Raw genomic sequence first — 23,148 nt, forward strand, 5'->3', positions numbered from 1 at the left:
CTTATGACCCCCCTTCCTTTTGCCGCCACGCTTCGACTGCAGTTCCACCGTGAATTCACCTTCGACCATGCCATTCCTCTTGTCCCGTATTTCCGAAAACTTGGAATAAGCCATCTCTATGCTTCCCCACTTCTGGCCTCCACACCAGGTTCGATGCATGGGTATGATACGGTCGATTGTCACCTTATCGACCCTGATCGTGGCGGCATCGATGGATTACGTCGCCTCGTCTCCAGATTGCGTCAGGAAGGAATGGGGCTGATCCTCGATATTGTACCAAATCACATGGGTGTAGGCCCCGATAATGGCTGGTGGATGGATGTCCTGCGGCTTGGCCAGCGCAGTGCCTACGCACAACATTTCGATATCACCTGGCAACCGGCTGATCCTGACCTGCATCACAAGGTCCTGCTGCCCTTCCTCGGTTCTCCCCTGGGCGACATTATTGAGGCTGGTGAACTGGTACTGGCGTTCAATGAAGAAACAGGTCATGCCGAGATCCATTATGGCGATCAGCGTTTCCCCCTGTCGCCAGAGAGCGAAAAAGCCCTGCTCGGCGAGGCGAAATATCATGGCAGCCTGCCTGTAACTCCGGCTTTTCTAACGACAGAGACCGGTAAAAATCTGACGAAAAAGCTTCATTCCCTGCTGGATCCTCACACCAAGTCAGGGCGCGCCCGGATAGAAGCACTTCTTGATGCTCAACACTACCGACTTGCCTGGTGGCGGGTTGCAGGCGACCTCATCAACTGGCGACGCTTTTTCGATGTGACGTCTCTGATCGCCCTGCGTATGGATCGGCGTGAGGTCTTTGATGACGCCCATCGGCTGGTGTTCGAATTGTACCGTGAAGGCTGATTGACGGATTACGGGTAGACCATGTTGATGGTCTTGCGAGACCTGCTGAATATTGCTCTCGTCTGAGGGGCAGGCTTGACGCCCTGCGTCGGGAACGACCCGTGCCACTTCAGAGCCAGGCACCTTTCCTTATCGAGAAAATCCTGCAACGAAACGAAATTCTTCCGCTCGAATGGCCCGTCACTGGCACGACCGGCTATGATTTTCTGGAGCAGGTTGACCTTCTGTTGCACCATCCCGGTGGTGAGGCCCCCATCACCGAACTCTGGTCGGAATTTGGCCCTGTCGATTTCGAGGAGGTCGAACATGTCGCCCGGCATGAAAAACTCGATACATCCTTCTATGGTGAATTTGAAACGCTGGTAGCTCTTCTCGCAAAAGAATTCCCGACAGAACGGGACCTTACACCTCACGCCCTTGGCTCGGCGCTGCGTGCGCTCCTCACGGTCTTTCCGGTCTATCGCAGTTATTTCGCCGATGGCGGTGACTCTGGTGCCGATTTCCGCGCCATCGACAAAGCCCGGCTTGAGGCACAGCATATGCTGCCTGTCTACCAGCACGAAATTCTGGATCAGCTCTGTCAGTATCTTGCTGATGCGCGCATCGATACCGCTGAGCGTCAGGATATCCTGGAGCGTTTTGAACATCTCACTGCACCACTAACGGCCAAGGCAGGTGAGGATACCGCTTTCTATCGTTATGCGCGTCTGCTTTCACGCAATGATGTCGGCTGCAGCCTGATCGTTTTTCAGCACCGGCTTCTTATTTCCACAGGATGAACAAGGAACGTCTTTCCAGCCATCCCCAAGCCCTTCTGACAACAGCCACTCATGATCACAAACGTGGGGAGGATGGACGCACCCGTCTCATGGTTCTGAGCGAACCAGAGTCAGAATGGTCTCACACTGTCAGAAAATGGCTCAGAAACTCGCAATCCTTTCTGGAAAAAACTTCGCATGGCCCTTCACCTGTTCCGGCCGATGCCTATTTCATCTTCCAGACCCTCATTTCTTCCTGGCCGCATGAAAAAAGCGAGATGCAGGCTTATCCTGAACGCCTCGAAGCCTATCTCACAAAGGCTTTGCGTGAATCTGGAGAGCGGACCAACTGGAGTCATCCGGACGAAGCCTATGAAGAAGCCTGTCTCGCTTTTGCAAGAACCTGTATCACTGGTGAATTTCACATAGAGATCGCTACCTATGTCAATCGCATCGAAAATGCTGCAGCGCTGAACAGTCTCTCCCAGACGCTGCTGCGCATGACCAGCCCCGGCGTTCCTGATCTCTACCAGGGGCGTGAAGGATGGGATTTCAGCCTTGTAGATCCTGATAACCGACGGCCCGTCGATTATGAACGCCGCGAACGGATGCTGGCAGAAGGGCAGAGTTTCGAGGAGAGCTGCCACGAGTGGAAAACCGGCCGGGCAAAACAGGCCCTGATCGAGACAGTACTCAACCTCCGTCTAAAACAGCCTGACCTGTTCGAGAAAGGGCATTACAAATCTCTGGAAGCGACTGGTCCTCTTGCCACCCATATCGTCGCATTCGAACGCGAGTCCTCGTCAGGAGCATATCTCGTGATTGCTCCCCGCCTGACAATGGCACTTTCCCCTAATAACGACCTCAGTACCCTCCATGGAGACTGGGCCAGCACGACCCTTCCGACACAGGCAGATGGCGCAGTCTCCTGCATCAGGCGCCACTTTCTGATAACCCTGTATTCTCACTGTCTTATCTCAACGGGACCATTCCTATCGATATTCTCGTCAGAGAGTGATTAGAATTTTTATGGATAAGGGGCGGTGAAACCGCCCCTTTTTCTTTGCACCGTCCGTTTTCGAAGAAAAACCAATCCCGGGCAAAATGTTCTTTTTCCTGTTCTGAGCTTATTTTTCACCAATTGTGTTTTACCTCCACCCCTCTGGCAACTGCACCTCCACGCGTGACGTTCTATGACCCTGTCAATGAGGTGATGCGTGCACATAGTTCATATAGCGCTGGGCGGCTGTCTGCGCGCGCCTCCTGTCCGTTATGGCATCACTCCCGACACAGGGGGACATATCGCTTACGTATTAAATGCCGCCCTGTCGCAGGCTTTGCTTCCGGAAACCAGTCACGTCACAATTGTAACAAGACGATTTCGAAATGAACGCCTCGGACTGATTCATGACCAGGAAATCGAACACCTGTCCGACAAGATAACGATCCTCAGGATCGGGGAAGCCGGAGCTCCTTATTGCGAGAAGGATGCTCTCAGTGCCTGTCTACCCGCCCTTGCTGAATCGCTACGTCGTCATATGGCCCGACCCGACTGTCGTTTCGATATCGCCCATGTGCACTTTGCCGATGCAGCTTCTATTGGCCTTTCACTGGCGGCCCTAACGAACCTGCCCGTTATCTACACGCCTCATGCACTGGGTATCGACAAGCTTCAGGCAGGTGGTGCAGACTGCAAAGCTCTTCGTGACAGGATTGCTTGCGAGACAAATGCCATTCAGCACGCAGATGGCCTCATTGTCTCGACACGAAATGAAGCAGATTTTCAAGTGCCACGTTATGGTGTGACATCAGCCAGCGCAAAAACACGTGTCATAGCTCCTGGTGTCCCCCCGCTTTCAAAAGCTGGTGCGGAACAAGGCGCGCGCTTTCTGCATGGTATGCTGGCCTCGCCAGAACGCCCCCTGCTTCTTGCAATTGCCCGACCGGTCGAAAAGAAAAATCTCGTCTCGCTCGCACAGCTCTACGCACAGGATGAGGAACTCAGAAAACGCGCAAACCTCGTCATCCTGAGTGGTCAGCACGCACTTCTTCATCCCGGCTCGGAAGAAGCGCGTGTGGTAGCAGACCTTGAAGCTATCAGATCTGACAATGACCTCGGTAAACACTTTGCTCTTCCATCCAGCCATGATGCAGATGACGTCGCGGGCCTCTATCGTCTAGCTGCCATGACCGGGGGTGTTTTCGTCAACCCGGCTCATCACGAGCCCTTTGGTCTGACCCTGCTCGAGGCGGCTTCCGCAGGACTGCCGGTAGTTGCTACCAATCAGGGCGGCCCTGTCGATATACTTACGCGTTTCGGCCACGGACTGCTTGTTTCGCCCGGCTCAAGAGAGGCTCTGGGTGAAGCCCTCCATCGTATTCTTTCCAGACCGGAGCTGCGGGAACGCCTGGCTGCGGCCGCAGCAGGCGCCACCGCCCTCATGGGCTGGGAAAGCTATGCCCGGGCATCCATCCAGTTCTACCGTTCAGCCATTGCAGCCAGACTGCGCAGTCCACGATCTACCCGTACCACGCTACGCAATATCGTATCATTTCTGGCCCCATCAGGACATGAGGGCATGACAGCCCCGGGAGCCTCTTTATGACCCGACCCATCGGCTATTTCGTTCATCACCAGGGACGAGGCCATGCCGAAAGATGCCTGGCAATTGTCAGCGCACTCCCTGTTACACGTCCGGTCGTCATATTCTGTGCCCGTGCGGATCTTTTCCCCGCCTTGCCTCCCCATATCCGCCTTGTCATCATTCCCTCCCTGTTTGAGGCGACAGGCGAGGAAAATGTGGCACTCGCTGATATACCTACCCCTCGCACATTGCATTGTGCACCGCTGGGCTGGCCGGGCATAAGAAAAGCCATGGGGCAGATCGTAACCTGGTTTGCCGAGCTGACCCGGCCCTGATGATCTGCGATGTTTCCGCCGAGATCGCCCAGCTCAGCCGATTGTGCAGCGTGCCCCATATCAAGGTACTCCAGCATGGCGATCGTAGCGATGAAGGCCACCACGCCGCTTATGACGGCGCCATCGGGCTGCTCGCCCCGTTTTCCGAACGTCTTGCACAGCCGGAATGGCAGGGGGAGCTACGCGATCGTATCTTTTATGCTGGCGGTCTGGGCAAAGCTGATAGCTTGCCTGAACGCGAAATCGCCCGCCAGCGTCTTGGCCTGGACGCCCATCGCGAAATCATTCTGGTAATGACCGGTAGTGGTGGCACCGGTTTTACAGTCGCACCTATTGCTGTCGGCGCCCGGTCACGACCTGCTGCTCTCTGGATCACAATCGGCCCCATGACGCGCGACTGGCATGCGACCGAACCCGGCAATCTGGTTCATCATGGCTGGATTGAGCAAGTAGCCGATTATATCGCTGCAGCTGATTGTGTTATCGCCAGCACGGGCAACACGACATGCCAGCAGATTCTTGCAGCAGGCAAGCCCTGGCTTGCCATCCCTGAATGGCGTTATTTCGACGAACAACATCGCAAGGCAGCCTGTCTGGCCGCCGCTGGTATGGCCATTACTCGTCCTCATCTGCCGAGTTCCGCCCTGGCTTGGAATTGCGCGCTCGCCGAAACCTATAGCCGTCACGATCCCGAAACCCAGCGCGCGGCCATTGATGATCTCCCCTCGGAACGTACGGCGCTGTGGATCGAGGAACTGATCGAACACTTCTGGAACGACCACCCCAACCCCGTCCGGGAAGTTACTCTGCCATGAATACCCTCTCTGTTCTTACTTTGGCCAAAGGACGCTCCTCCCATCTGGCCAATATGATGCTCGGCCTCGCCAGGCAGAGCGTGCTACCTCATGAATTTATCATCGCGGTCATGCAGGACAGCCTGTACGAAAATCTGCCTGACATGCCCTTTCCGGTGCGTCAGATACAGATAGATTCCTCCGCCTTGCGTCTTTCCACTGCGCGTAACCATGCGGCCCGGCTTGCCACTGGCGATGCTCTGGTTTTTCTTGATATTGACTGCATTCCGGCGCCGGAATGCCTTCATGACTATCAACAGGGCCTTGTCACCCATGACGGACTGCTTATGGGAGAAGTCATGTATCTTCCCGCAGGGACAGCGGAGCCGGGATGGGACTATCACCGCTTCGAGCAAAACTGCGCGAAACATTCAGACCGACGTGGCCCGCCGGAAGACGGTGTTGAGCCCTGTACGGATTACCGATGCTTCTGGTCACTGAATTTTGCCATACGTCGTGACCGTTTTCTTTCTTCCGGCGGATTTGATGAAAACTACATCGGCTATGGCGGTGAAGACACTGACTATGCCAAAGGTTTTACCCTTTCTGGAGGCATGCTGGCCTGGCTGAAAGGTGCCCGTGTCTATCATCAGCACCATGCCCATCACATGCCTCCGGTACATCATATCGCTACTGTCGTACGCAATGCGGAACATTTCGAAAAGAAATGGGGCTATCGCACAATGGGGCACTGGCTGCATGCTTTCCGCCTGATGGGACTGATCGATGATACACCCGGCAGGCCCATCCGCATCCTGCGTCAGCCTGATGATGAGGATTTCGCTCTGACCGGCCAGCAAAGCCACCAGCCCTACGCCAATACCGCTTCGGTCATCCGTATCCTCGAACAGAGACTGGCGGCGACCACCCCTAGTCTTGCAGCCGAATGACCACACGCCGTCGTATCGCGCTCGTCGCACATCCGCGGCATCCAATTGCTGAACCTTTCAAGGGCGGGATGGAAGCCCACAGTTTTCATCTTGCCAGAGGCTTATGGCGCGTGGCCATGAGGTGACGCTTTTCGCCGCGGGAGACAGCGACGCCCGTTTCACAATTGATCCGCTTCTGCCCGTTCATTACGACCGTGACTTCCCCTGGGAAAATGCCCGGCCTGATCCAAGACTTTATCCGGTTCTGGATGCTGCTTTCGGGGCAGCACGTCATCGCATTTTTGGCGGCAGCTTTGACGTGGTGCATAACAACTGCCTCCACCGTTTCATCATGCAGGAAGCAGCGAAAGGCAGCCTGCCTTGCGTGACATCCCTCCACATACCTCCTTTTGACGCCATCCATGGTATCCTTCGTGAAAGTCTTTCGACCACCCATCATGCGACCGTCACCTCGCAGCGTCAGACCCTGTGCTGGTGGCCTGAGGGCGCCCCTCATACAGCCGAAATTGTTCATAATGGCATTGATCTGACCCTGTGGCCCTGGTCGGAGGAAAAAGGGAACCACGCTTTATGGTGTGGGCGTCTGACGCCAAACAAAGGACCACACCACGCCATCAGAGCTGCAAAGCTCTGCGGCATCGGACTTCGTCTTTTTGGCCCCAAGGAAGACGAAGCCTATTTCGACCAGGAAATCGCCCCGTTGCTTGACGAAACCATAAGCTATGGCGGTGTGGTGGAAGGAGCAGCCCTGTCGCAGGAAATGCGCCATGCCGGGCTGCTGTTTTTCACGCCATGCTGGGATGAACCGTTCGGACTGGTCGCGATAGAGGCTATGGCCAGCGGCTTGCCCGTTGCAGCATTCGACCAGGGAGCTGCACGGGAAATCATCGGTGAAGATGCTGGCTGCTTTGCCCCGCCTTACGACGAGGCTGCGCTTGCCAATGCGGCTCTAAGAGCCCTCGAAATAGACAGACTTGTCCCACGACAGCGGGTTGAACAGTGCTTCAGCCTCTCGCGCATGATCGATCGCTACGAAGCGCTTTACGAAAAAGTCATTGCGTCACACAGGATACAATGACTTCTGATACCTCTCCGAAAGATGTCAGAGCTTTTTTGCCTCTCAGGAGACGCTCATATTGTAAACGGCATACATGGCCCAAAACAATGTCGCACCCAAGGCCCACCAGTTCGTATGGAAATGATCCTCAAGATCAACAGAAGTGCCAGCAATGGCCCATGCCAGGCAAACATGAAACATCAGGATGCCTACAACCATGGCAATCATGCGATAGCGGAGGCGTCGTTGGGCGGCCTTTTCCTGGGCATCCAGTGACGGGTTGATCAAGGAAGGATTATCCAGCGAAAGATTGGCAATTTCAGCGTTCATCCTGACTCTCCTGCGCAAGACGTATACTCCAGATCGGCATACAGCATCACGCCTGCTCAAACATCGATACCACTCCCTCTTACATACCCTGTCGGATAAACCGGCCTGATAACGGAAGCGGCTTCTGTCTCTTTTATGGATAGACGCGTCCCTGTTAGCAAGAAATTGTATGAGTGAGAGAAACCACACAAAAAATTCTTTGTCGTGAGACCAGCCTCATAGACAAGGACAAATGCATACAAAGCTGGATAAACAACCATACAATATATTAGTAATATACTAACTCACTGAATATTATATGTTTTACGCTCTCTTTTTCGTGATCAACAATCGCAGTTGTTTCGAATGAAAATTTAGTAATAATCAGGACTCATGAAGTTTTTGCAGTCTTCCACTCAGACAATATCCGAAAAACCCCCTGCCGGGCGATAATCCAGAACGGAACGCAGGTTTGTCAGAGAGTCACGTAGTGTCCCTGTATCAGAGGCACTGCCAAGAGCTATACGGACTGCCGCAGGCGGATTACCACTTACTGCAAATACCGAACTGGGCACGAGAGCGAGACCCTGACGACGGGCAAAAGCCACAAAATCCGCGCTGCTCCACCAGTCCGGCAAGGTCAACCAGACATGAGGGCTGGGTGCCTTGTCGGGCACACGCATACCCATGATCTGACGCAAGACCGCATGACGCTGCGTCAGCTCGTCTCGTATGCTGTGCAGACAGTGCTGTGCCAGTCCGGTCTCGATCCAGCGTGATACAATCGCATCAAGAATGCCTGCCTTGGCAAGACAGAGTGCCCTTACTCCCGAAGTAATGCGTCGGGTCATTTCCGCCCCCGGCAACACGATATAGGCCGTGCGCAGACCGGGGCTTAACACTTTTGACAAGGTCGCCACATAGATAACGCGGGTCGGATCAAGCATGGCCAGCGTCGGTGGGGGAGATTTGAGCAGAAGACTGTATGGATCGTCTTCAACGATGTGGATCTGATGGCGGCGGGCGATAGCAAGAATGGCCTCACGACGCGACACCGACCAGGTGGCAGTCGTCGGATTTTGCAGGGTAGGGGTACAATAAAGCACCCGAGGGCAATGACGCGCGCATAATTCGTCCAGCGCCTCGGGAATCATACCTTGCTCATCATGATCAACACCAAGCAGCACGTAACCGAACTGGGCAGCAATCGATCGTATGCCAGGATAAGTGAGGATATCGGTCACAATGGCTTCGCCCGATCGCACGAGCGATGTCATGATCGCCGCAAGAGCAACCTGGGCACCGGGAACAATCAGCATTTCGCTAGCCCGCCGTCTGCCCAGAACCGGCTGAAGCCATTGCATGCCGAGTTGCCGATCCTGCTGTGTTCCCCCCGTTACCCGATAGGACATAAGGGATTGCGCATCCTGCTGCCTGAAAATCGCTCCTATTTCACTCTGAATCATTGCCTGAATGCCCGGGTCTTGCGGCAGGGGCGGTGAATTCATTGTCAGATCGAGGACGCTGGCCCCTGTATTACGCCATGTCCCACCGCCAGCATTGATCTTGACAAATGTTCCCCGTCCGATCGTCGCATCAAGCAGGCCACGTTTCTGGGCTTCGGCAATAGCACGCGTCACCGTGCTCAGATTGGTTCCGAGATGGGTAGCAATCACTCTCTGGGGTGGAAGTTTTTCCCCTTCCTGAAGCTCGCCCTTGCGTATGGATTGAGCGATGGCCTCGACGATAGCGAGATAGAGTGCGCCTGTATCTCTGCTTATCGCGTGCTTCCATCCTTCGAGACAAGCCTCAGCTGCCATACTGCTTTTCCTCTGCTCAGGCAGAATGCCCCTTTCTTACTAACGCGACTTTGCCCGATCTGAAACGGTCTCCCACGGATACCGTCCCTGCTTCCCCGGCAGAAACATTCTTCTCGGTACCCAATTGAACTATCAATAATAGTGTTATTTATAAACAACCATATTCCCTGTTGACATATAGCCACCTTCTGAACTGTTATGAAATAGTAATAACGTTTCGGCGATGTGAAATCGTCTTTCACCCCCATTAAACAATGGAATAGTCTGATGATTTTCACTAAAATTTATAGTTTAATAAGCAAGAATGCTGCCGAACGTGACCGGGAAAGAACACGTCCTTATCAGGCGGTTGCCTCGCTTGCCAATGCAGGTTTCGGCCGGTTGCGTCTCGGGCGGGAGCAGGGCGGTTTCGGTCTGAGCCTGTCGGAAAGCTTTGTGCAATTGCGCGAACTGGCGCGTGCCGATTCAAACTTGCCACAGATTTTCCGCGCCCATTTTGCCTTTGTCGAAACCTTGCGCACCGGCCTGCCTCAGGCCGAAACCTGGCAGGGCCTGATACGCGACAACAAGATCTTTGGCGCAGCCATGGCCGAGCGCGCCAATGAAACAAGTGTGACAACCGAAGTAACACAAGGGGCAAACGGTCTTGTCCTTAACGGTCGCAAATATTACTCTACCGGCTCCCTTTATGCTGACTGGATTATTGTCTGGGCGACATTCAGTAGCGACAGGGTACGTGTGCTTGTTCCAGCCACCGCTGAAGGTGTCACAAGGCTGGATGACTGGGATGGTTTTGGTCAGCGCCTGACCGGTAGCGGCACCACCCTGTTTGAGCAGGTGGCACTCACCCCTGAGCAGATTATCGAACGTGTCCCAGCTGATACACCACCCAGCCAGCCTTTCCTGGGGGCTTACTACCAGCAGTTTCACAACACCACACTGGCAGGTATTGCCCAGGCGATACTACAGGATGCTCTGGAATTCGTCCGTCCGCGCGAACGCGTTTTCGGTGTACCGGGCAAGGTCAGCCAAAGACACGACCCGATCGTCCAGAGCGTGATCGGCCGTCTGTCCTCTCTCGCTTATTCCACCGCCGTGCTCGCCGATCAGGGCGCACGGACGCTTGAAGCCATCGAGCCGCACTTTCTTGCTGGCGCGCATGATGACGATGCCATCGAGCAGGCCCAGGAGCAGATTTTCAAGGCTCAGCAGATCATCACCCAGCAGACACTCGAAGCCGCCACAGCACTTTTCGAGGTTGGAGGCGCCTCAGCCACTTCCGAGACCCTCGATCTCGACCGCCACTGGCGCAATGCCCGTACCCTCGCTTCGCACAATCCGGCAGCGCAACGTCAGCGCGAACTCGGGGATGTCGCGCTGAATGGCACTCGCCTCTGGACACCCTATCGAGACGGTTTGCGACGACTGGCCGAAACCCGTCGCGCAGGAGAAGCCGCATGACATTGTCCTCGCGCCAGCCGGATCATGCTCTGACCGGCCCCCGCAAGACCCTGCACGTCAATCTTTTCGAAATGGCCTGTGTGAGCCATATCGTGCACGGCATGTGGCGTGAGGAACGCAACAACCGTCACCGCTTCGGCGAAATGGCCTATTGGCTGGATACCGCCAGACGCGCCGAAGCCGCCGGAATGGACGCGATTTTCCTGGCGGATGTGATTGGTATTTACGACCGTTTTGGCGGGCTCGATGCCTCTTTGCGTCTCGGGCTGCAAATTCCCAATCTCGATCCGCTGTCGCTTATCCCCGCCATGGCGGCGGTCACCGAAACACTTGGTTTCGCCGCGACATTTTCGACCACCTATGAACCTCCCTTTTCCTTCGCCCGACGGATGAGCACGCTCGATCTGCTGACCAATGGTCGCGTGGGATGGAATGTCGTCACCTCATATCTGCCAAATGCCGCCCGCAATTTCGGGCTCGATGGTGAGCTTGAACATGACAGCCGCTATGACCGCGCCGACGAATATCTGGATGTGCTTTACAAGCTCTGGGAAGGAAGCTGGCAGGAAGATGCGGTTATTCAGGACCGTGAGTCAGACCGCTACGCCGACCCCTCGCGAGTGCGCCACATCAATCATGAAGGCACGCATTTTCGCGTCGAGGGGCCGCATCTGGTCCAGCCCACGCCCCAGCGTACACCTGTTCTGTTTCAGGCCACCGGCTCCGCTCGCGGACTGAAAACCGCCGCACGTCATGCAGAGGCAATCTTTATCGGTGGCCGCACCCAGGAAGAAGTACGTACCCATATCGCAAGAACCAGAGCAGAAGCGGCGGCGCAGGGGCGCGATCCAGCCGAGCTAAAATTCTATGTGATGGCCGGGCTGATTGCCGGCCATACCGAAGAAGAGGCACAGGCCAAACTGGCTCGCTATCGCGCCTATTACAGCGTTGAAGGAGCCTCGTGCACGCTCAGGCAGAAATCGACCTGCGCCAGTTCGACCCGTCCATCACCATCGGTCAGGCCCTGGCGGAAAGCGGGCGCAGCCTTGGTAATATGGGACGACGCTTTGGTACCGAATTGACCGTCGGCGCTGCGCTTGAACAGATCGCCAGCTTCGATGAAGGGCGATTTTTTGCTGTTGGTACGCCGGAGCAGATCGCTGATGCACTCGAAATCTGGCTCGATGAAGACGGAATCGATGGCATCAATCTGCGCCAGTATCACAGTTTTGAAACGCTCGATGATTATGCGGCGCTGATCGCACCTGAGTTGCGTCGCCGTGGCCGCCTGCCCGCTCTGGCACAGCCCGGTGAAACGCTGCGCCATCGCCTGACCGGGCGTGACCGTCTGCCAGACAGCCACCCAGCGGCGCTCCATCGTACGAGCCATGCTGGCGCACCTGCCCCAGAAACCTGTCTCCATTCTGAATCACGCGCGGCTACTCCGAACGCGAACTCCGCAGTTTCAATCTCCCCGATTTCAAACGCCCCGGTTGCAAACGCCCGGAAAGAAAGTGCCCTGTCATGACCACGATCCCGTTCAACGCTGCACCCGCCCCTGGCGCCCCCGAGAAGATCAATGTGCTTTGGTTTCTGCCTACCCATGGCGACAGCCGTTACCTCGGCACGAGCGAAGGCGGAAGAGCGGTAGATCTGCCCTACCTGCAACAGATTGCGCGCGCAGCAGATTCGCTCGGCTATTACGGTGTTCTGCTTCCGACAGGGCGAAGCTGTGAGGATAGCTGGGTTGTGGCTTCAGCGCTCGTTACCTCGACCGAACGTCTGAAATTTCTCGTCGCTGTGCGCCCGGGCCTGCAATCTCCGACCCTGGCCGCGCGGATGACATCAACACTCGACCGGCTTTCAGGCGGACGACTGCTGATCAATGTCGTGACGGGTGGCGATCCGCGTGAGAATGGTGGCGACGGTCTGTTCCATGATCATGCCACACGCTACGCCATCACAGACGAATTTCTCGATATCTACTCACGTCTGCTGCGTGGCGAGACCATTGCCCATGAGGGTCCGCACTTCCATATCGAGGATGGCCGTCTGCTTTTCCCGCCGCATCAGGAAAATGGCCCCCCCCTGTATTTTGGTGGCTCTTCGGATGTCGGCATTGATATTGCCGCAAGACGGGTCCAGAAATACCTTACCTGGGGCGAGCCCCCGGCACTGGTGCGTGAAAAGATCAGCCGCGTACGTGAGGCAGCGGCCAAAGCCGGGCGCGAAGTCAGTTTCGGTATCCGCTTTCATGTCATTGCACGCGAGACAACTGAGGAAGCGTGGCAAGAAGCAGATCGCCTTATCTCGAAACTCGATGATTCGACCATTGCAGAGGCACAATCCGTTTTCTCGCGCCTCGACTCAGTCGGACAGGCGCGCATGAGCGCGCTGCATGGCGGCCGTCGCGACAAGCTGGAAATCAGCCCCAATCTCTGGGCCGGGGTCGGTCTCGTGCGTGGTGGCGCAGGTACAGCACTCGTTGGCGATCCCGCTACCATTGCCGAGCGTATGGATGAATACAGACGTGCCGGGTGTGACAGTTTCATCCTCTCCGGCTACCCGCATCTTGAGGAAGCCTATCGCTTTGGCGAGCTGGTCCTTCCCCTCCTGCCCACCGCTCATCCTGTGCGTACCGTGCAGGCAAGCAGCAATATGGGGCCGTTCGGCGAAACCATCGCCGGAAGCCATCGACCGGGCCGGGTTTCCTCGTCATGACGACTGTTAATGATACCACCCCCGTCATCATCATCGGTGGCGGCGCAACCGGGGCCATGGTGGCATGGCACCTGCTGCGTCATCGCCCCGATCTGGGCCGCCATGGCGTGACCATTATCGAGCCGCGAGAGCTGCTTGGCGCGGGTCAGGCCTATGGCACGCATGATCCGCAACATCGCATCAACGTGCCCGCCTCACGCATGAGCATGCAGACGGATAAACCGAGCGATTTTCGCGACTGGCTGGATCTCGATGCGATTGCGGCCATCGACCCTGACGCATTTCTGCCATCCGGCGACCTCTACCCGTCGCGGGCGCTCTTCGGCCGCTATCTCGCGGCACGCCTCGCCCCCTATCTGGAGACGGGTCGCCTGCGTCATCTGCGTGGCAAGGCCGAGGATATTACACGTGAAGACGATTTATGGCACGTCACCCTCGAAGACGGAGTGGCTCTGGCTGCACGACACCTGGTGCTTGCCACCACGCATCCAGCGCCGTCCCTGCCTTCTGCTCTGGCACCACTGGCAGATGACGCCCGCATCATAAGCAATCCCTGGCATGGTGACGCGCTGTCGGGCATTGCGCCGAATGATCGCGTTGCCATTATCGGCACCGGTCTTACCATGGCTGATATTGTAGCAAGCCTCACAGCTCGCGGTCACAGAGGTGAAATCCTGGCGTTTTCCAGACGGGGACTTCGACCGCGCGCCCATGCGGCGCAGGCTTCGGCATTGTCCGACATATTGCGACTCATCCCCTCCCCGACGGCGCTCGGGCTGCTGCAGCGCATCCGCTCCGCCCTGCACGACCATCAGGATCTCTCGTGGCATGAGATCATTGATGCTGTACGCAAACAGGGACGCGGTCTCTGGTGCGCCCTGAGCGATACCGAACGCCGCAGACTGATCCGTCATCTGCGCCCGTTCTGGGACGTACATCGCTTTCGTATTGCCCCGCAGGTCGATCATATCCTTGAGACCCGGCTGAAGGAGGGACGCCTCAACCTCAGAGCTGCCCGTCTTCTGTCAGCAGCAATTAGACCCGAAGGGGTCAGCCTGTCACTCAGGCCACGCCGTGGCACGGAAGAAACCCAAATCGTCGATCATGTCATCAATACGACAGGCCCTGATCACGCCGGGATCGTCAATCGTACACCCTATCTTAAGGCTCTTGCCGATGCAGGTCTGCTTGAAACCGATCATGTCGGCCTGGGGCTACATACCGGCCCGGATCATCACGCCCGTGTCGGTACGCGCAGCATTTTCGGCCTGATGATTGCAGGTCCGCTGTCACGCGGACAGTTCGGTGAATTGATGGGGCTGCCCGAAGTAACCGAAAACGCCCAGTCCGTTGCGGGTAGTCTCGCCGCGCTGGTACCGCAAACCCCCGTCCTTTTTTCTGACGAGGTGCGGTCATGAGCGCCGTGCCGACCGACACCGCCAATCGTCCGGTCATACGTTCTGCCGAGGACATTGCTGCCCTTGTCAATCAGGGGCCAACAGGACGGGGTCATGCCAATATCATCGTCATGCTCGCACTTGGCGGTGTGTTTCTCGATGCCTATGATCTGACAACTCTCTCCTATGGCATTGGGGATGTGCAGAAATATTTCGGCCTGTCCGGGTCGGAAACCGGCATGGTTGCTGCTGCCATGAGCGCAGGTACGATCATTGGCAGCCTGTCCGGCGGATGGCTGACAGACCGTATCGGACGCTACGCCGTATTCATGGCCGATATGGCCTGCTTCGTTATTGCCGCACTTGTTGCTGCCGCCGCACCAACAGCTAGCGTTCTGATTCTCGCGCGTTTCGCCATGGGATTTGGCGTCGGCATGGATCTGCCTGTTGCCATGGCATTTCTCTCCGAATTTTCGAAGCTCTCCGGCAAGGGCAGCAAGGCAGGGCGCGCGGCTGCATGGTGCCCGACGTGGTATGCGGCATCCTCTGCCTGCTTCCTGATCGTTTTCGCGCTCAACGCCATCGTACCTGCCAGCCATCCCGACTGGTTGTGGCGTGCCTCTCTGGGGTTCGGCGCCGTGCCTGCCTGATCATCATTCTGGTACGCAGCCGCTATATGAGTGAGTCGCCTATCTGGGCCGCGCGCATGGTGATCTTGAAAAAGCAGCCCGTATCCTGCGCGCCACTCATGGCGTTGATCCGGTGTTACAGATCACGGTCAAACCGCAGCCCGTACCGTCACCCGGCATCATGGCACTTCTGCGCACGCCTCTCTTGCGCCGCACAATTCTTGTGATCGGCATGAAAATCGTCAGCGCCACATCCTATGCCGCCATCGCCTTTGGCGCGCCGAGCCTGCTCAGTACCATGCTGCATCTGAACCGTACCCAGGTGCTGGGAGTCTCTATCGCCCTCAATCTGGTGTTTGCACTCAGTGGCGGGCTTCTGGGTGTGCGCCTGACGCGCTCATTCGGTTCGCGCCCGATCACGCTGGCCGGTTATGCGCTGCAATGCTTTGGCATCCTGCTTCTTGCACTCATCGGCACGCCGCATTCCACACTTGGTATTGTGCTAGTCATGGCGGGGTTCGCATCCTTCCTGTTCGCACAGGGTTTTGGTCCGGGCTGCCAGCAGATGGTCTATCCGACACTCAGCTATCCGACCGAATTACGTGGAACGGGGATCGGCTTCACCAATTTCATTGCCGGGTTTGCGGGAACACTGAGCATGTGGGCGCTACCCTCTGCCTATTCTTCAATGGGCACGACAATTTTCTGGGTCATTCTGATCGCACCGCTTGCAGGGATAGCTCTGCATCTCGTCCTGCGATGGGAAGTGCTGGGCTATGACGCCGATAGCGACAAGGTACTTGAACGCGCACTCGATGCCTCACGCCGCCCTCTCCAACACGAAACGCTCTGCCCCTCGGGGCGCAGCGTTTAACCCGTGGCAGCAGTGCTGTTCTCCATCTGACAGACTGTGCTGCCCCAACCGTCCCTTTCACAGACAAAAAGAACTGACATGATGAAAAGCAATGCCTGCCTGATTTCTGCTGCCCGGTCGCGATGTTCGTCCACCGCTCCCTCCTTCTTTCCTACCTATCGCCCGAACGGACATCGACCCAATGAAACGCCGCCACCGATCTGATTTTCTTTCTGCCCGTCGCGCCCTGCGTGGTGCCAACTCGCTGGTACTCCTCACCGGCATAAGCCTGATTCCATACAAGGCTGCTTCTGCTGCTGAACTGGCTACCGGAACTTCCAGCAAAACACGCCATACGACATCTTCTCCTCCGGCTACGCCCCCCGTTCGCCCGGCAACAGGGACAAAAGCAACACGTCTTCCTGCTGCGGAATCCATAACGGTTTCGCAACAGCGTCTCTCTCCTGCTGCTGCGGCATCCCGCCAGCTTGATACTATACCGGGCGGAGTATCAGTAATTAATTCCAAAGAGGTGCTGCGCAGCCGCAATCTGACCAATGCCGATATTCTGGCGTTTCAGCCGGGCGTTTTTGCCCAGAGCTCGGGGGGCGGTGATGGTCTGCGCCTCTCCATTCGCGGGTCAGGCATCCAGACCGGCACGAATTATTTCCGCTCGGGTATTCTGATGATGTTTGACGGGCTGCCGGTCACAACCCCGGCAGGCACGCCCTACGAACTGTTTGAGACACTCGGCATCCAGTACACCGAGGTACTGCGCGGGGCGAATGCCTTTGATTATGGTGGGGTACAGCTTGGCGGCGCCATCAATTACGTCACCCCTACAGGCTATACAGCTGACCATTACCAGGCGCGTGTCGAGGCAGGCAGCTTCAACTATAACAAGCAGCAGATCAGTTCCGGCGCGGTCATTGGCAAATCCGATTATTATATCAGCATCACCAAATCCTATCGTGGTGGCTATCAGGCCCAGACAGCGGCAAGCAGCTTCGGCGTGAATGCCAATTATGGTTATCGCTTCAACGACAATGTCTCGACCCGTCTGTTCTTTCGGTATCGTCAGACACAGAATGGCTATCCGGGCTATCTGACGCGCGACCAGATCGAGGCCAATCCCAAACAGGCACAGGCGCTTTACGCGACGCTGCATGGCCATCGTATCCAGCCAGGCAGCAAGTTCTATGGCGACATGACGACCATACGCATTGACGACCGGTCAAAAATCGAACTCGGTTTCGATTATCAGGATGCACCAATCGATATCCAGAATACTGCCACCGCTCAGCGCTGGGGCTACAAGACTGTCGCAGGCGTCGTGCGCTACAGCCGAAACGACAAGATCTGGGGTCGTAAAAGCGAGACGCTTTTTGGCATCGACACCTATACTGACCTCGAGGCATGGCAAACCAACCGCACACGTACCAATACCGGTCTTTATGCCAGAATTCCGCTCGCCACAGTGCTGCGTCATTCGAATTATGGCGGCACAGATAATTACTTTCATATCCGGAACAATTTTGAGCTATTCCATAATTTCTGGCTGACTGCTGCAGGCGCGCTTGATTTTGTGCAGCGTTCGACCGAGGTCACCTATCCCACGCAGAGTTCGGTTGGTACATCAGGGATCGGTTTCACACCGCGCGGCGGATTTCGCTATGTCATCTCGCCCCATACCTCGGTTTATGGCAATGTGAGCCGCAGCTTTCAGCCGCCCAATGACTGGCAGCTTCTTTCGGGTGCGCTCTATACATCAGGCCCGGCGCAGGGGCTCAATGCCACGGGCGTGAAACTGGATAACCAGACAGCCACGACTTATGAAGTCGGCACGCGCGGCGACTGGAAAAACAATCGCTGGAGCGTTTCCTATTACTATTCCGACGTACGCAATGAGCTGCTGACGGTCATGACGCCGCTCTCGCAGCTTTACGGCGCGACAACTTATTCCAACGCCAGCCCGACGACGCATCAGGGCGTCGAGGCCTCGCTCGAAACCGATCTCATCAAATGGTCGGGCGGCAAGCTTGGCCTGCGTCAGTCCTATACGTGGCAGGATTTCCATTTTAAACATGACGCCGTCTTTGGCCGCAACGCACTGCCCGGCATTCCGGCCCATTTCTATCAGGGCGAGATACGCCTCGACCTGAAGAACGGGCTTTATGCCAATTTTAACACACAGGTATCGTCGAAGGTCTCAGGCTCGTATGACGACACGTATTTTGCGCCGTCCTATCACATCTTCAACACGACCATTGGCTATGACTGGCCGCACAAACACCGTCAGGTTTTCCTGTCGTTCAATAACCTCGCCAACACCCATTACGCCTCCATCGTCGTACCGGGCTATATTGCTGCGGGCAAACAGCTCGCCGCCTTCCAGCCAGGCGACGGGTTTGGTGTGTTTGCCGGGGTATCGGCGGGGTTCAACTGACATCGTCTATTCAGGCTCAATCCAGATCCCAGGTTATTCTGATCTGGGATTCATAGGCGTGATCTGGCGCCCAGTGCGTAGGCAGCCAGATAATACCAACCCCATCGCGCATAAGATCGCCTCCAAGCCGAGGGAGATCCGGTACACCATCATAGGCAATATGCAGGAACGCAATCATCGGGTTACCTTCAGAGTCGAACTGATATTCCGGGCCCTGCAGCCAGCAGGGTTCACCCAGAAATTTGTCGCCTCCCCAATGCAGAAACGGCGACTCTCGAGGCACCTCGATGCCTTCCTCGCCCAGAATGAAGCTCTGCTCTTTTTTCTCCGACATGAAGAGATCGTGATATTGCCAGAAGAGTCCGTCGGCAAGATCGGCAAGCTCAGGCTTGGCATCTGGCCGAGCGGCGTATTCCATGAGCGCTGCGGTATCACGCGTCTGGCAGAAATCGGTCACGGCTCTGGCTGGGGGCGGTGTTTCTTCACAACGCGGCATGGATTGCACCGCACACGCCTCCCCTTTGCGTATGAACCGGACAACAAAAGGAGGATTATCCGGAAGTCTCGGCCAGTCTTCGATAATTGGATTGACGAACACCAAGAAGGCTTCAACGTCTGATGGTAGATAAGCTTTCACGGCGGCCGGGAGATCTGCTGTGCGATACTGGCTATGAAACAGATAAGGTCTGCTTTCCCCCGCACTTCGCCAGAATGGCCACTCCATCGCCTTAGGCATCAGCGGCGCGCCGAAATAACCCGTCGCGCCTTCAGCCGGAATTTCTTGTGATCGGAACCTTGGAATGTAAGCATCCCTGGTCAGATCTCGGGAGAGAAGCGCAAGAGTAGCCTGGCGCGCCCTCGCAATCTGCTCACTCAGCTTTAGGCTATTGGATTCAAGAAGCGGAATCGTCTTTCCCGTCATTTCGAGATAAGCCTTGGCCAGCACGCGATCAGCTTCTGTTTCCACCGCGAGGGCGGCTATCTTGAAACGCTTTTCCGCTTCGAAGGCCAGTTTCTCCTCATCGGTGCCCCTCAAGGGATAACGACGCTGCGGCGGCATATCCTCATCAGGACCCAGCAGCTTTCCCGGCAGTTCGAGGTCAGCGTGATATAACCGCAAGGGAGATTCTGACCTCGCCCGCTCAAGCGAGGTTCTGGCGTCCAGATCGGCTTTTATCCCCCGCTCCTCAAGATATTTCTTTGCTTTCGGCCCTCTGATAATGCCGACGCCCTCTTCAGGCAGATCCCACGCGAATTCCATATCAGAAGCGCAAACCGGACTCACCGGGGGAAACCTCTTATAACAGGGCAGACTCATTCTATTTTTCTCCAGAGAGTAACCAAGGATGTTATCGAACCAAAGAGTAGGCGGACATTGCTCCGTCGGCACAAGCGAGGACCGAAAGCCTCCCGCGAAATTGTTCTGCTGGCTGCACTTTCCTCGGAGAAACCCTTCTTTAGAGCGAGTCGCTGCCTCCTGCATGAAGCAGGCATGACAGATAAGGCAACATTACCGGTGTTTTTTCCGGAACAATCAGACGTGTGAAACGCTCTGGCCGGGCGAATTCATGGAACGGTCACACACCATCGTCAACAAATCCTCTATCGAGCGCCGTAACCCGGACGCCTTCTGGAAAAGGAGCAGGTCAATGGAATTTCAGGCTCAGCACGATATTATCAATGCTCCGTCTGATCGCTGGCGCCAGACGCTCGTTGCTGCGTGGCGCGAGCATCGTCTTGCCTCCATCTCACTGCAATCGCGTCGTGGCGCGCTGATATCTCTGGACGAAGAAGCCTTGCGCGAAGATGATCAGACCTAGGCCGCAGGCAGCCGGTTCGTCGCTATCGGGATGCCATACACCCGGAAGCCTAAAGATCGGCTCTTTCTTTTTTCTGAACAGGTGTTTTCGTACGTTCTCATGACTTTTCCGATCCGTTCTCTCGCCTCCGCCCTTCTTGTGCTCACCTGTCTGAGTACCCCTCTAACGGCCAGGGCCGAGACACAGACGAAAACGCCAATCAAGCATGTGGTGGTGATTTTCGACGAAAACGTCTCGTTTGATCATTATTTTGCAACCTATCCCCAGGCTGCCAATCCGGAAGGCGAACCTGTCTTCCTGCCCAGACTGGGGACACCGCCCGCGAATACCTTGCTGCGTGCCAATCTGCTGCTGAAAAATCCCAATACCAATCCCGCCAATGGCGCTGGCGCTGCCCTCCCTTTCCGGCTGGACAGAACGCAGGCCAGCACGGCAGACCAGAACCACAGTTATACGGCTGAACAGATGGCCTATAATGGTGGCAAAGCCGATCTGTTCCCGCTCCATACAGGTAATGGCTCACCGGGTGGCGTCGGGGCGTTTGCCACACGCGGACAGGTCATGGGATATTTCGATGGCAACACCGTGACTGCGCTGTGGCGTTACGCCCAGCGGTTTGCCATGAGCGACAACGCCTATACCGACACCTACGGCCCTTCGACTCCCGGTGCGCTCGAGATCGTTTCGGGCCAGACCAACGGGCTGCATGTCACAGCCTCTTCCCAGAAGCCCTCGACGCGTGATGTGTCCTCGCCCTTCATCAGGGACGGACAGGGCGGCATGACCATGATCAATGATATCGATCCGACAGGGGATGTCTGTTCGGTGCCGGGCGAACAGGTCTGGATGGAAGGCCGCAATATCGGTGATCTGCTGAACGCCAAAGGCGTAAGCTGGGGTGGCTTTATGGCGGGGTTTGATCTCTCGCAGCATAACCACAACGGCACGACCGGATGCCAACGCGCCACCTATTCAACCGTTGTGGCTCAGACAGTGGTTGACTACATTCCGCATCACAACTGGTTCCAGTACTACCCGAGCACGTCCAACCCGAAGCATCTGCGCCCCTCTGGGGTGGAGGCCATCGGACAGACCATGGGGGTGGATGGCAAGACAAAAGATCCGGCCAATCATCAATATGATCTGGATGATTTCATCACCGCCACCAATGCGGGCCATATGCCTGCAGTGTCGTTCCTGAAGCTTCCGGCCTTTCAGGATGCCCATGCCGGTTATTCCGACCCGCTGGACGAACAGGAAGGCATGGTGCGTCTGGTCAATTTCATCCAGTCGCGACCGGAATGGAAAGATACAGCCATTATCATCGCCTATGATGATTCCGATGGCTGGTACGACCATGCTTTTACCCCGGTGCAGCACAGCTCGCATGACATGCAGGCTGACCAGCTCAATGCGCCCGGCCAGTGCGGCAAGGGAACCGCGCCTGCAGGCGTGAAGGGCGCCCCCGTGAACGGGCGCTGTGGCCCCGGCACACGCACGCCGCTTCTGGTTCTTTCTCCCTGGGCGCGCCGCAATGCGATCGATCATACCTTGCTGACACAAAGCTCGGTTCTGCGTTTTATCGAGAATAACTGGCTTGATGGTACCCGTATTGGTAGCGGATCATTTGATCAGGATGCGCAGGATATGGACGGGTTGTTCGACTTCAAGAGCCAGCCTGACACCACACCGCTCTATCTCGCGCCGAAAGACGGATCGGTGCTGCATGATGCGCCGAAGGTTTTCTGATTGCCTTGAGATGAGAGAACGCTCCGCAGGTACTGACGGGCAGAAAGCTGGCTTCGGCAGCTTTCTGCCGACAGCGTTTCTGCTTGCCACGCTAGCCACAAGTGCTCCCGCCGCACTGGCTAAAGACTGCTCCCCTGCCAGCGATGGCAGCAACCCCTGCCCTGTCACGCTGGTACGCCCCCCTGTTGCCCCGCTTTCTGCCATGGCGAAGCTAGGCGAGGCGCTGTTTTTTGACAAGGGGCTCTCCGGGTCTGGTCAGCTCTCCTGCGCCTCGTGCCATGTGCCGAGCGCGCATTATGCGCCAGACAATGCGCTGGCTTTCGCCAAAGGCGGTGTGGCGATGGACAAATCCGGCGTGCGCGCCGTGCCTTCGCTCACCTATCGCGAGCGCCAGCCGCCTTTCAGCGTTGGCCCTGATAATGCAACCAGCGAGACGGCGCCGCCTCCCCCACCGCCGCCCGGCATTAAAGGCGTCAAATCGGCCAGTAATACCGGCGCCTCGGCTCAGGCCATGGTGCCGCAGGGTGGCCTGTTCTGGGACGGTCGGGCCGACACGCTGCAAAGCCAGGCCGCCGGGCCGCTATTCGATGCGCACGAAATGGCGGC

At 56.6% G+C, this 23,148-nt stretch carries 18 protein-coding genes and 2 pseudogenes; 17 read left to right on the top strand and 3 right to left on the bottom strand.

Features of this window, described 5'->3' with window-relative positions:
• Nucleotides 1–3 precede the first annotated feature (3 nt).
• From JCM25354_RS19625 to JCM25354_RS15785, 8 genes are all read left to right on the top strand, one after another.
• Nucleotides 4–858, top strand: coding sequence for an alpha-amylase family glycosyl hydrolase (locus tag JCM25354_RS19625; RefSeq protein WP_025884667.1), 855 nt, complete (start codon nt 4–6; stop codon nt 856–858).
• Nucleotides 859–959: 101 nt separating this feature from the next.
• A complete protein-coding gene (locus JCM25354_RS19630; RefSeq protein WP_025884668.1) occupies nt 960–1,637 on the top strand; it encodes a malto-oligosyltrehalose synthase in 678 nt (225 codons plus the stop codon).
• Complete coding sequence (locus tag JCM25354_RS19635; protein ID WP_025884669.1) at nt 1,634–2,638, top strand: malto-oligosyltrehalose synthase; 1,005 nt, start codon at nt 1,634–1,636, stop codon at nt 2,636–2,638. Before JCM25354_RS19630 ends, JCM25354_RS19635 begins: the two co-directional genes overlap by 4 nt.
• A gap of 195 nt (nt 2,639–2,833) precedes the next feature.
• Nucleotides 2,834–4,222: a glycosyltransferase gene (locus JCM25354_RS01280; protein ID WP_025884670.1), complete on the top strand. Its 1,389-nt coding sequence runs from the start codon at nt 2,834–2,836 to the stop codon at nt 4,220–4,222.
• Nucleotides 4,219–4,536, top strand: coding sequence for a hypothetical protein (locus tag JCM25354_RS21505; protein ID WP_199899872.1), 318 nt, complete (start codon nt 4,219–4,221; stop codon nt 4,534–4,536). Before JCM25354_RS01280 ends, JCM25354_RS21505 begins: the two co-directional genes overlap by 4 nt.
• The gene (locus tag JCM25354_RS15780; protein WP_199899873.1) at nt 4,536–5,351 is read left to right on the top strand and encodes a glycosyltransferase; all 816 of its coding nucleotides are present in this window, start codon (nt 4,536–4,538) and stop codon (nt 5,349–5,351) included. Before JCM25354_RS21505 ends, JCM25354_RS15780 begins: the two co-directional genes overlap by 1 nt.
• Nucleotides 5,348–6,280 carry a glycosyltransferase family 2 protein gene (locus tag JCM25354_RS01290; protein ID WP_025884671.1) on the top strand — a complete coding sequence of 311 codons (933 nt, stop codon included), beginning with the start codon at nt 5,348–5,350 and terminating at the stop codon, nt 6,278–6,280. Before JCM25354_RS15780 ends, JCM25354_RS01290 begins: the two co-directional genes overlap by 4 nt.
• A gap of 103 nt (nt 6,281–6,383) precedes the next feature.
• Nucleotides 6,384–7,358, top strand: coding sequence for a glycosyltransferase (locus JCM25354_RS15785; RefSeq protein ID WP_199899874.1), 975 nt, complete (start codon nt 6,384–6,386; stop codon nt 7,356–7,358).
• 42 nt (nt 7,359–7,400) lie between these two features.
• Here the strand turns inward: JCM25354_RS15785 and JCM25354_RS01300 are convergent, their stop codons facing one another.
• A complete protein-coding gene (locus JCM25354_RS01300; RefSeq protein ID WP_025884672.1) occupies nt 7,401–7,667 on the bottom strand; it encodes a hypothetical protein in 267 nt (88 codons plus the stop codon).
• Nucleotides 7,668–8,062: 395 nt separating this feature from the next.
• A complete protein-coding gene (locus JCM25354_RS01305) occupies nt 8,063–9,466 on the bottom strand; it encodes an aminotransferase-like domain-containing protein (RefSeq protein ID WP_025884673.1) in 1,404 nt (467 codons plus the stop codon).
• Between the two features lie 267 nt (nt 9,467–9,733).
• Here JCM25354_RS01305 and JCM25354_RS01310 point away from each other — a divergent pair, with 267 nt between their 5' ends.
• From JCM25354_RS01310 to JCM25354_RS01340, 6 genes and pseudogenes are all read left to right on the top strand, one after another.
• Nucleotides 9,734–10,927, top strand: a complete 1,194-nt coding sequence (locus tag JCM25354_RS01310) for an acyl-CoA dehydrogenase family protein (protein WP_025884674.1) — start codon at nt 9,734–9,736, stop codon at nt 10,925–10,927.
• 29 nt (nt 10,928–10,956) lie between these two features.
• Nucleotides 10,957–12,332 (top strand): annotated as a pseudogene (locus tag JCM25354_RS15790) (NtaA/DmoA family FMN-dependent monooxygenase); the annotation flags it as partial.
• 119 nt (nt 12,333–12,451) lie between these two features.
• The gene (gene ssuD / locus JCM25354_RS01320; protein WP_025884675.1) at nt 12,452–13,648 is read left to right on the top strand and encodes an FMNH2-dependent alkanesulfonate monooxygenase; all 1,197 of its coding nucleotides are present in this window, start codon (nt 12,452–12,454) and stop codon (nt 13,646–13,648) included.
• Nucleotides 13,645–15,066: an FAD/NAD(P)-binding protein gene (locus JCM25354_RS01325; protein ID WP_025884676.1), complete on the top strand. Its 1,422-nt coding sequence runs from the start codon at nt 13,645–13,647 to the stop codon at nt 15,064–15,066. The genes ssuD and JCM25354_RS01325 overlap by 4 nt, the downstream gene beginning before the upstream one ends.
• Nucleotides 15,063–16,548, top strand: a pseudogene (locus JCM25354_RS15795) (MFS transporter). Before JCM25354_RS01325 ends, JCM25354_RS15795 begins: the two are co-directional and overlap by 4 nt.
• Nucleotides 16,549–16,729: 181 nt before the next feature.
• Nucleotides 16,730–18,973: a TonB-dependent receptor family protein gene (locus JCM25354_RS01340; RefSeq protein ID WP_084294587.1), complete on the top strand. Its 2,244-nt coding sequence runs from the start codon at nt 16,730–16,732 to the stop codon at nt 18,971–18,973.
• A gap of 16 nt (nt 18,974–18,989) precedes the next feature.
• Here the strand turns inward: JCM25354_RS01340 and JCM25354_RS01345 are convergent, their stop codons facing one another.
• Nucleotides 18,990–20,234 carry a hypothetical protein gene (locus JCM25354_RS01345; RefSeq protein ID WP_148301338.1) on the bottom strand — a complete coding sequence of 415 codons (1,245 nt, stop codon included), beginning with the start codon at nt 20,232–20,234 and terminating at the stop codon, nt 18,990–18,992.
• Between the two features lie 307 nt (nt 20,235–20,541).
• On the opposite strand from JCM25354_RS01345, the gene JCM25354_RS21265 reads away from it, so the two are divergent.
• The 3 genes from JCM25354_RS21265 to JCM25354_RS01360 all read left to right on the top strand — a co-directional run.
• Nucleotides 20,542–20,793, top strand: a complete 252-nt coding sequence (locus tag JCM25354_RS21265; RefSeq protein ID WP_159103427.1) for a hypothetical protein — start codon at nt 20,542–20,544, stop codon at nt 20,791–20,793.
• A gap of 99 nt (nt 20,794–20,892) precedes the next feature.
• Nucleotides 20,893–22,542: a phospholipase C gene (locus JCM25354_RS01355; protein ID WP_025884679.1), complete on the top strand. Its 1,650-nt coding sequence runs from the start codon at nt 20,893–20,895 to the stop codon at nt 22,540–22,542.
• 10 nt (nt 22,543–22,552) lie between these two features.
• A partial coding sequence (locus JCM25354_RS01360; RefSeq protein ID WP_025884680.1) for a cytochrome-c peroxidase occupies nt 22,553–23,148 on the top strand: 596 nt, incomplete at its 3' end.

It is taken from the genome of Asaia prunellae JCM 25354 (assembly GCF_000613885.1).
Classification (GTDB): domain Bacteria; phylum Pseudomonadota; class Alphaproteobacteria; order Acetobacterales; family Acetobacteraceae; genus Asaia; species Asaia prunellae.

What these genes read in the sequence shown, in the direction of transcription:
- JCM25354_RS19625 (WP_025884667.1), top strand. Translation starts at nt 4, where the DNA reads ATGACCCCCCTTCCTTTTGCCGCCACGCTTCGACTGCAGTTCCACCGT.
- JCM25354_RS19635 (WP_025884669.1), top strand. Translation starts at nt 1,634, where the DNA reads ATGAACAAGGAACGTCTTTCCAGCCATCCCCAAGCCCTTCTGACAACA.
- JCM25354_RS21505 (WP_199899872.1), top strand. Translation starts at nt 4,219, where the DNA reads ATGACCCGACCCATCGGCTATTTCGTTCATCACCAGGGACGAGGCCAT.
- JCM25354_RS15780 (WP_199899873.1), top strand. Translation starts at nt 4,536, where the DNA reads ATGATCTGCGATGTTTCCGCCGAGATCGCCCAGCTCAGCCGATTGTGC.
- JCM25354_RS01290 (WP_025884671.1), top strand. Translation starts at nt 5,348, where the DNA reads ATGAATACCCTCTCTGTTCTTACTTTGGCCAAAGGACGCTCCTCCCAT.
- JCM25354_RS15785 (WP_199899874.1), top strand. Translation starts at nt 6,384, where the DNA reads ATGGCGCGTGGCCATGAGGTGACGCTTTTCGCCGCGGGAGACAGCGAC.
- JCM25354_RS01300 (WP_025884672.1), bottom strand. Translation starts at nt 7,667, where the DNA reads ATGAACGCTGAAATTGCCAATCTTTCGCTGGATAATCCTTCCTTGATC.
- JCM25354_RS01305 (WP_025884673.1), bottom strand. Translation starts at nt 9,466, where the DNA reads ATGGCAGCTGAGGCTTGTCTCGAAGGATGGAAGCACGCGATAAGCAGA.
- JCM25354_RS01310 (WP_025884674.1), top strand. Translation starts at nt 9,734, where the DNA reads ATGATTTTCACTAAAATTTATAGTTTAATAAGCAAGAATGCTGCCGAA.
- ssuD (WP_025884675.1), top strand. Translation starts at nt 12,452, where the DNA reads ATGACCACGATCCCGTTCAACGCTGCACCCGCCCCTGGCGCCCCCGAG.
- JCM25354_RS01325 (WP_025884676.1), top strand. Translation starts at nt 13,645, where the DNA reads ATGACGACTGTTAATGATACCACCCCCGTCATCATCATCGGTGGCGGC.
- JCM25354_RS01340 (WP_084294587.1), top strand. Translation starts at nt 16,730, where the DNA reads ATGAAACGCCGCCACCGATCTGATTTTCTTTCTGCCCGTCGCGCCCTG.
- JCM25354_RS01345 (WP_148301338.1), bottom strand. Translation starts at nt 20,234, where the DNA reads ATGGAATTCGCGTGGGATCTGCCTGAAGAGGGCGTCGGCATTATCAGA.
- JCM25354_RS21265 (WP_159103427.1), top strand. Translation starts at nt 20,542, where the DNA reads ATGGAACGGTCACACACCATCGTCAACAAATCCTCTATCGAGCGCCGT.
- JCM25354_RS01355 (WP_025884679.1), top strand. Translation starts at nt 20,893, where the DNA reads ATGACTTTTCCGATCCGTTCTCTCGCCTCCGCCCTTCTTGTGCTCACC.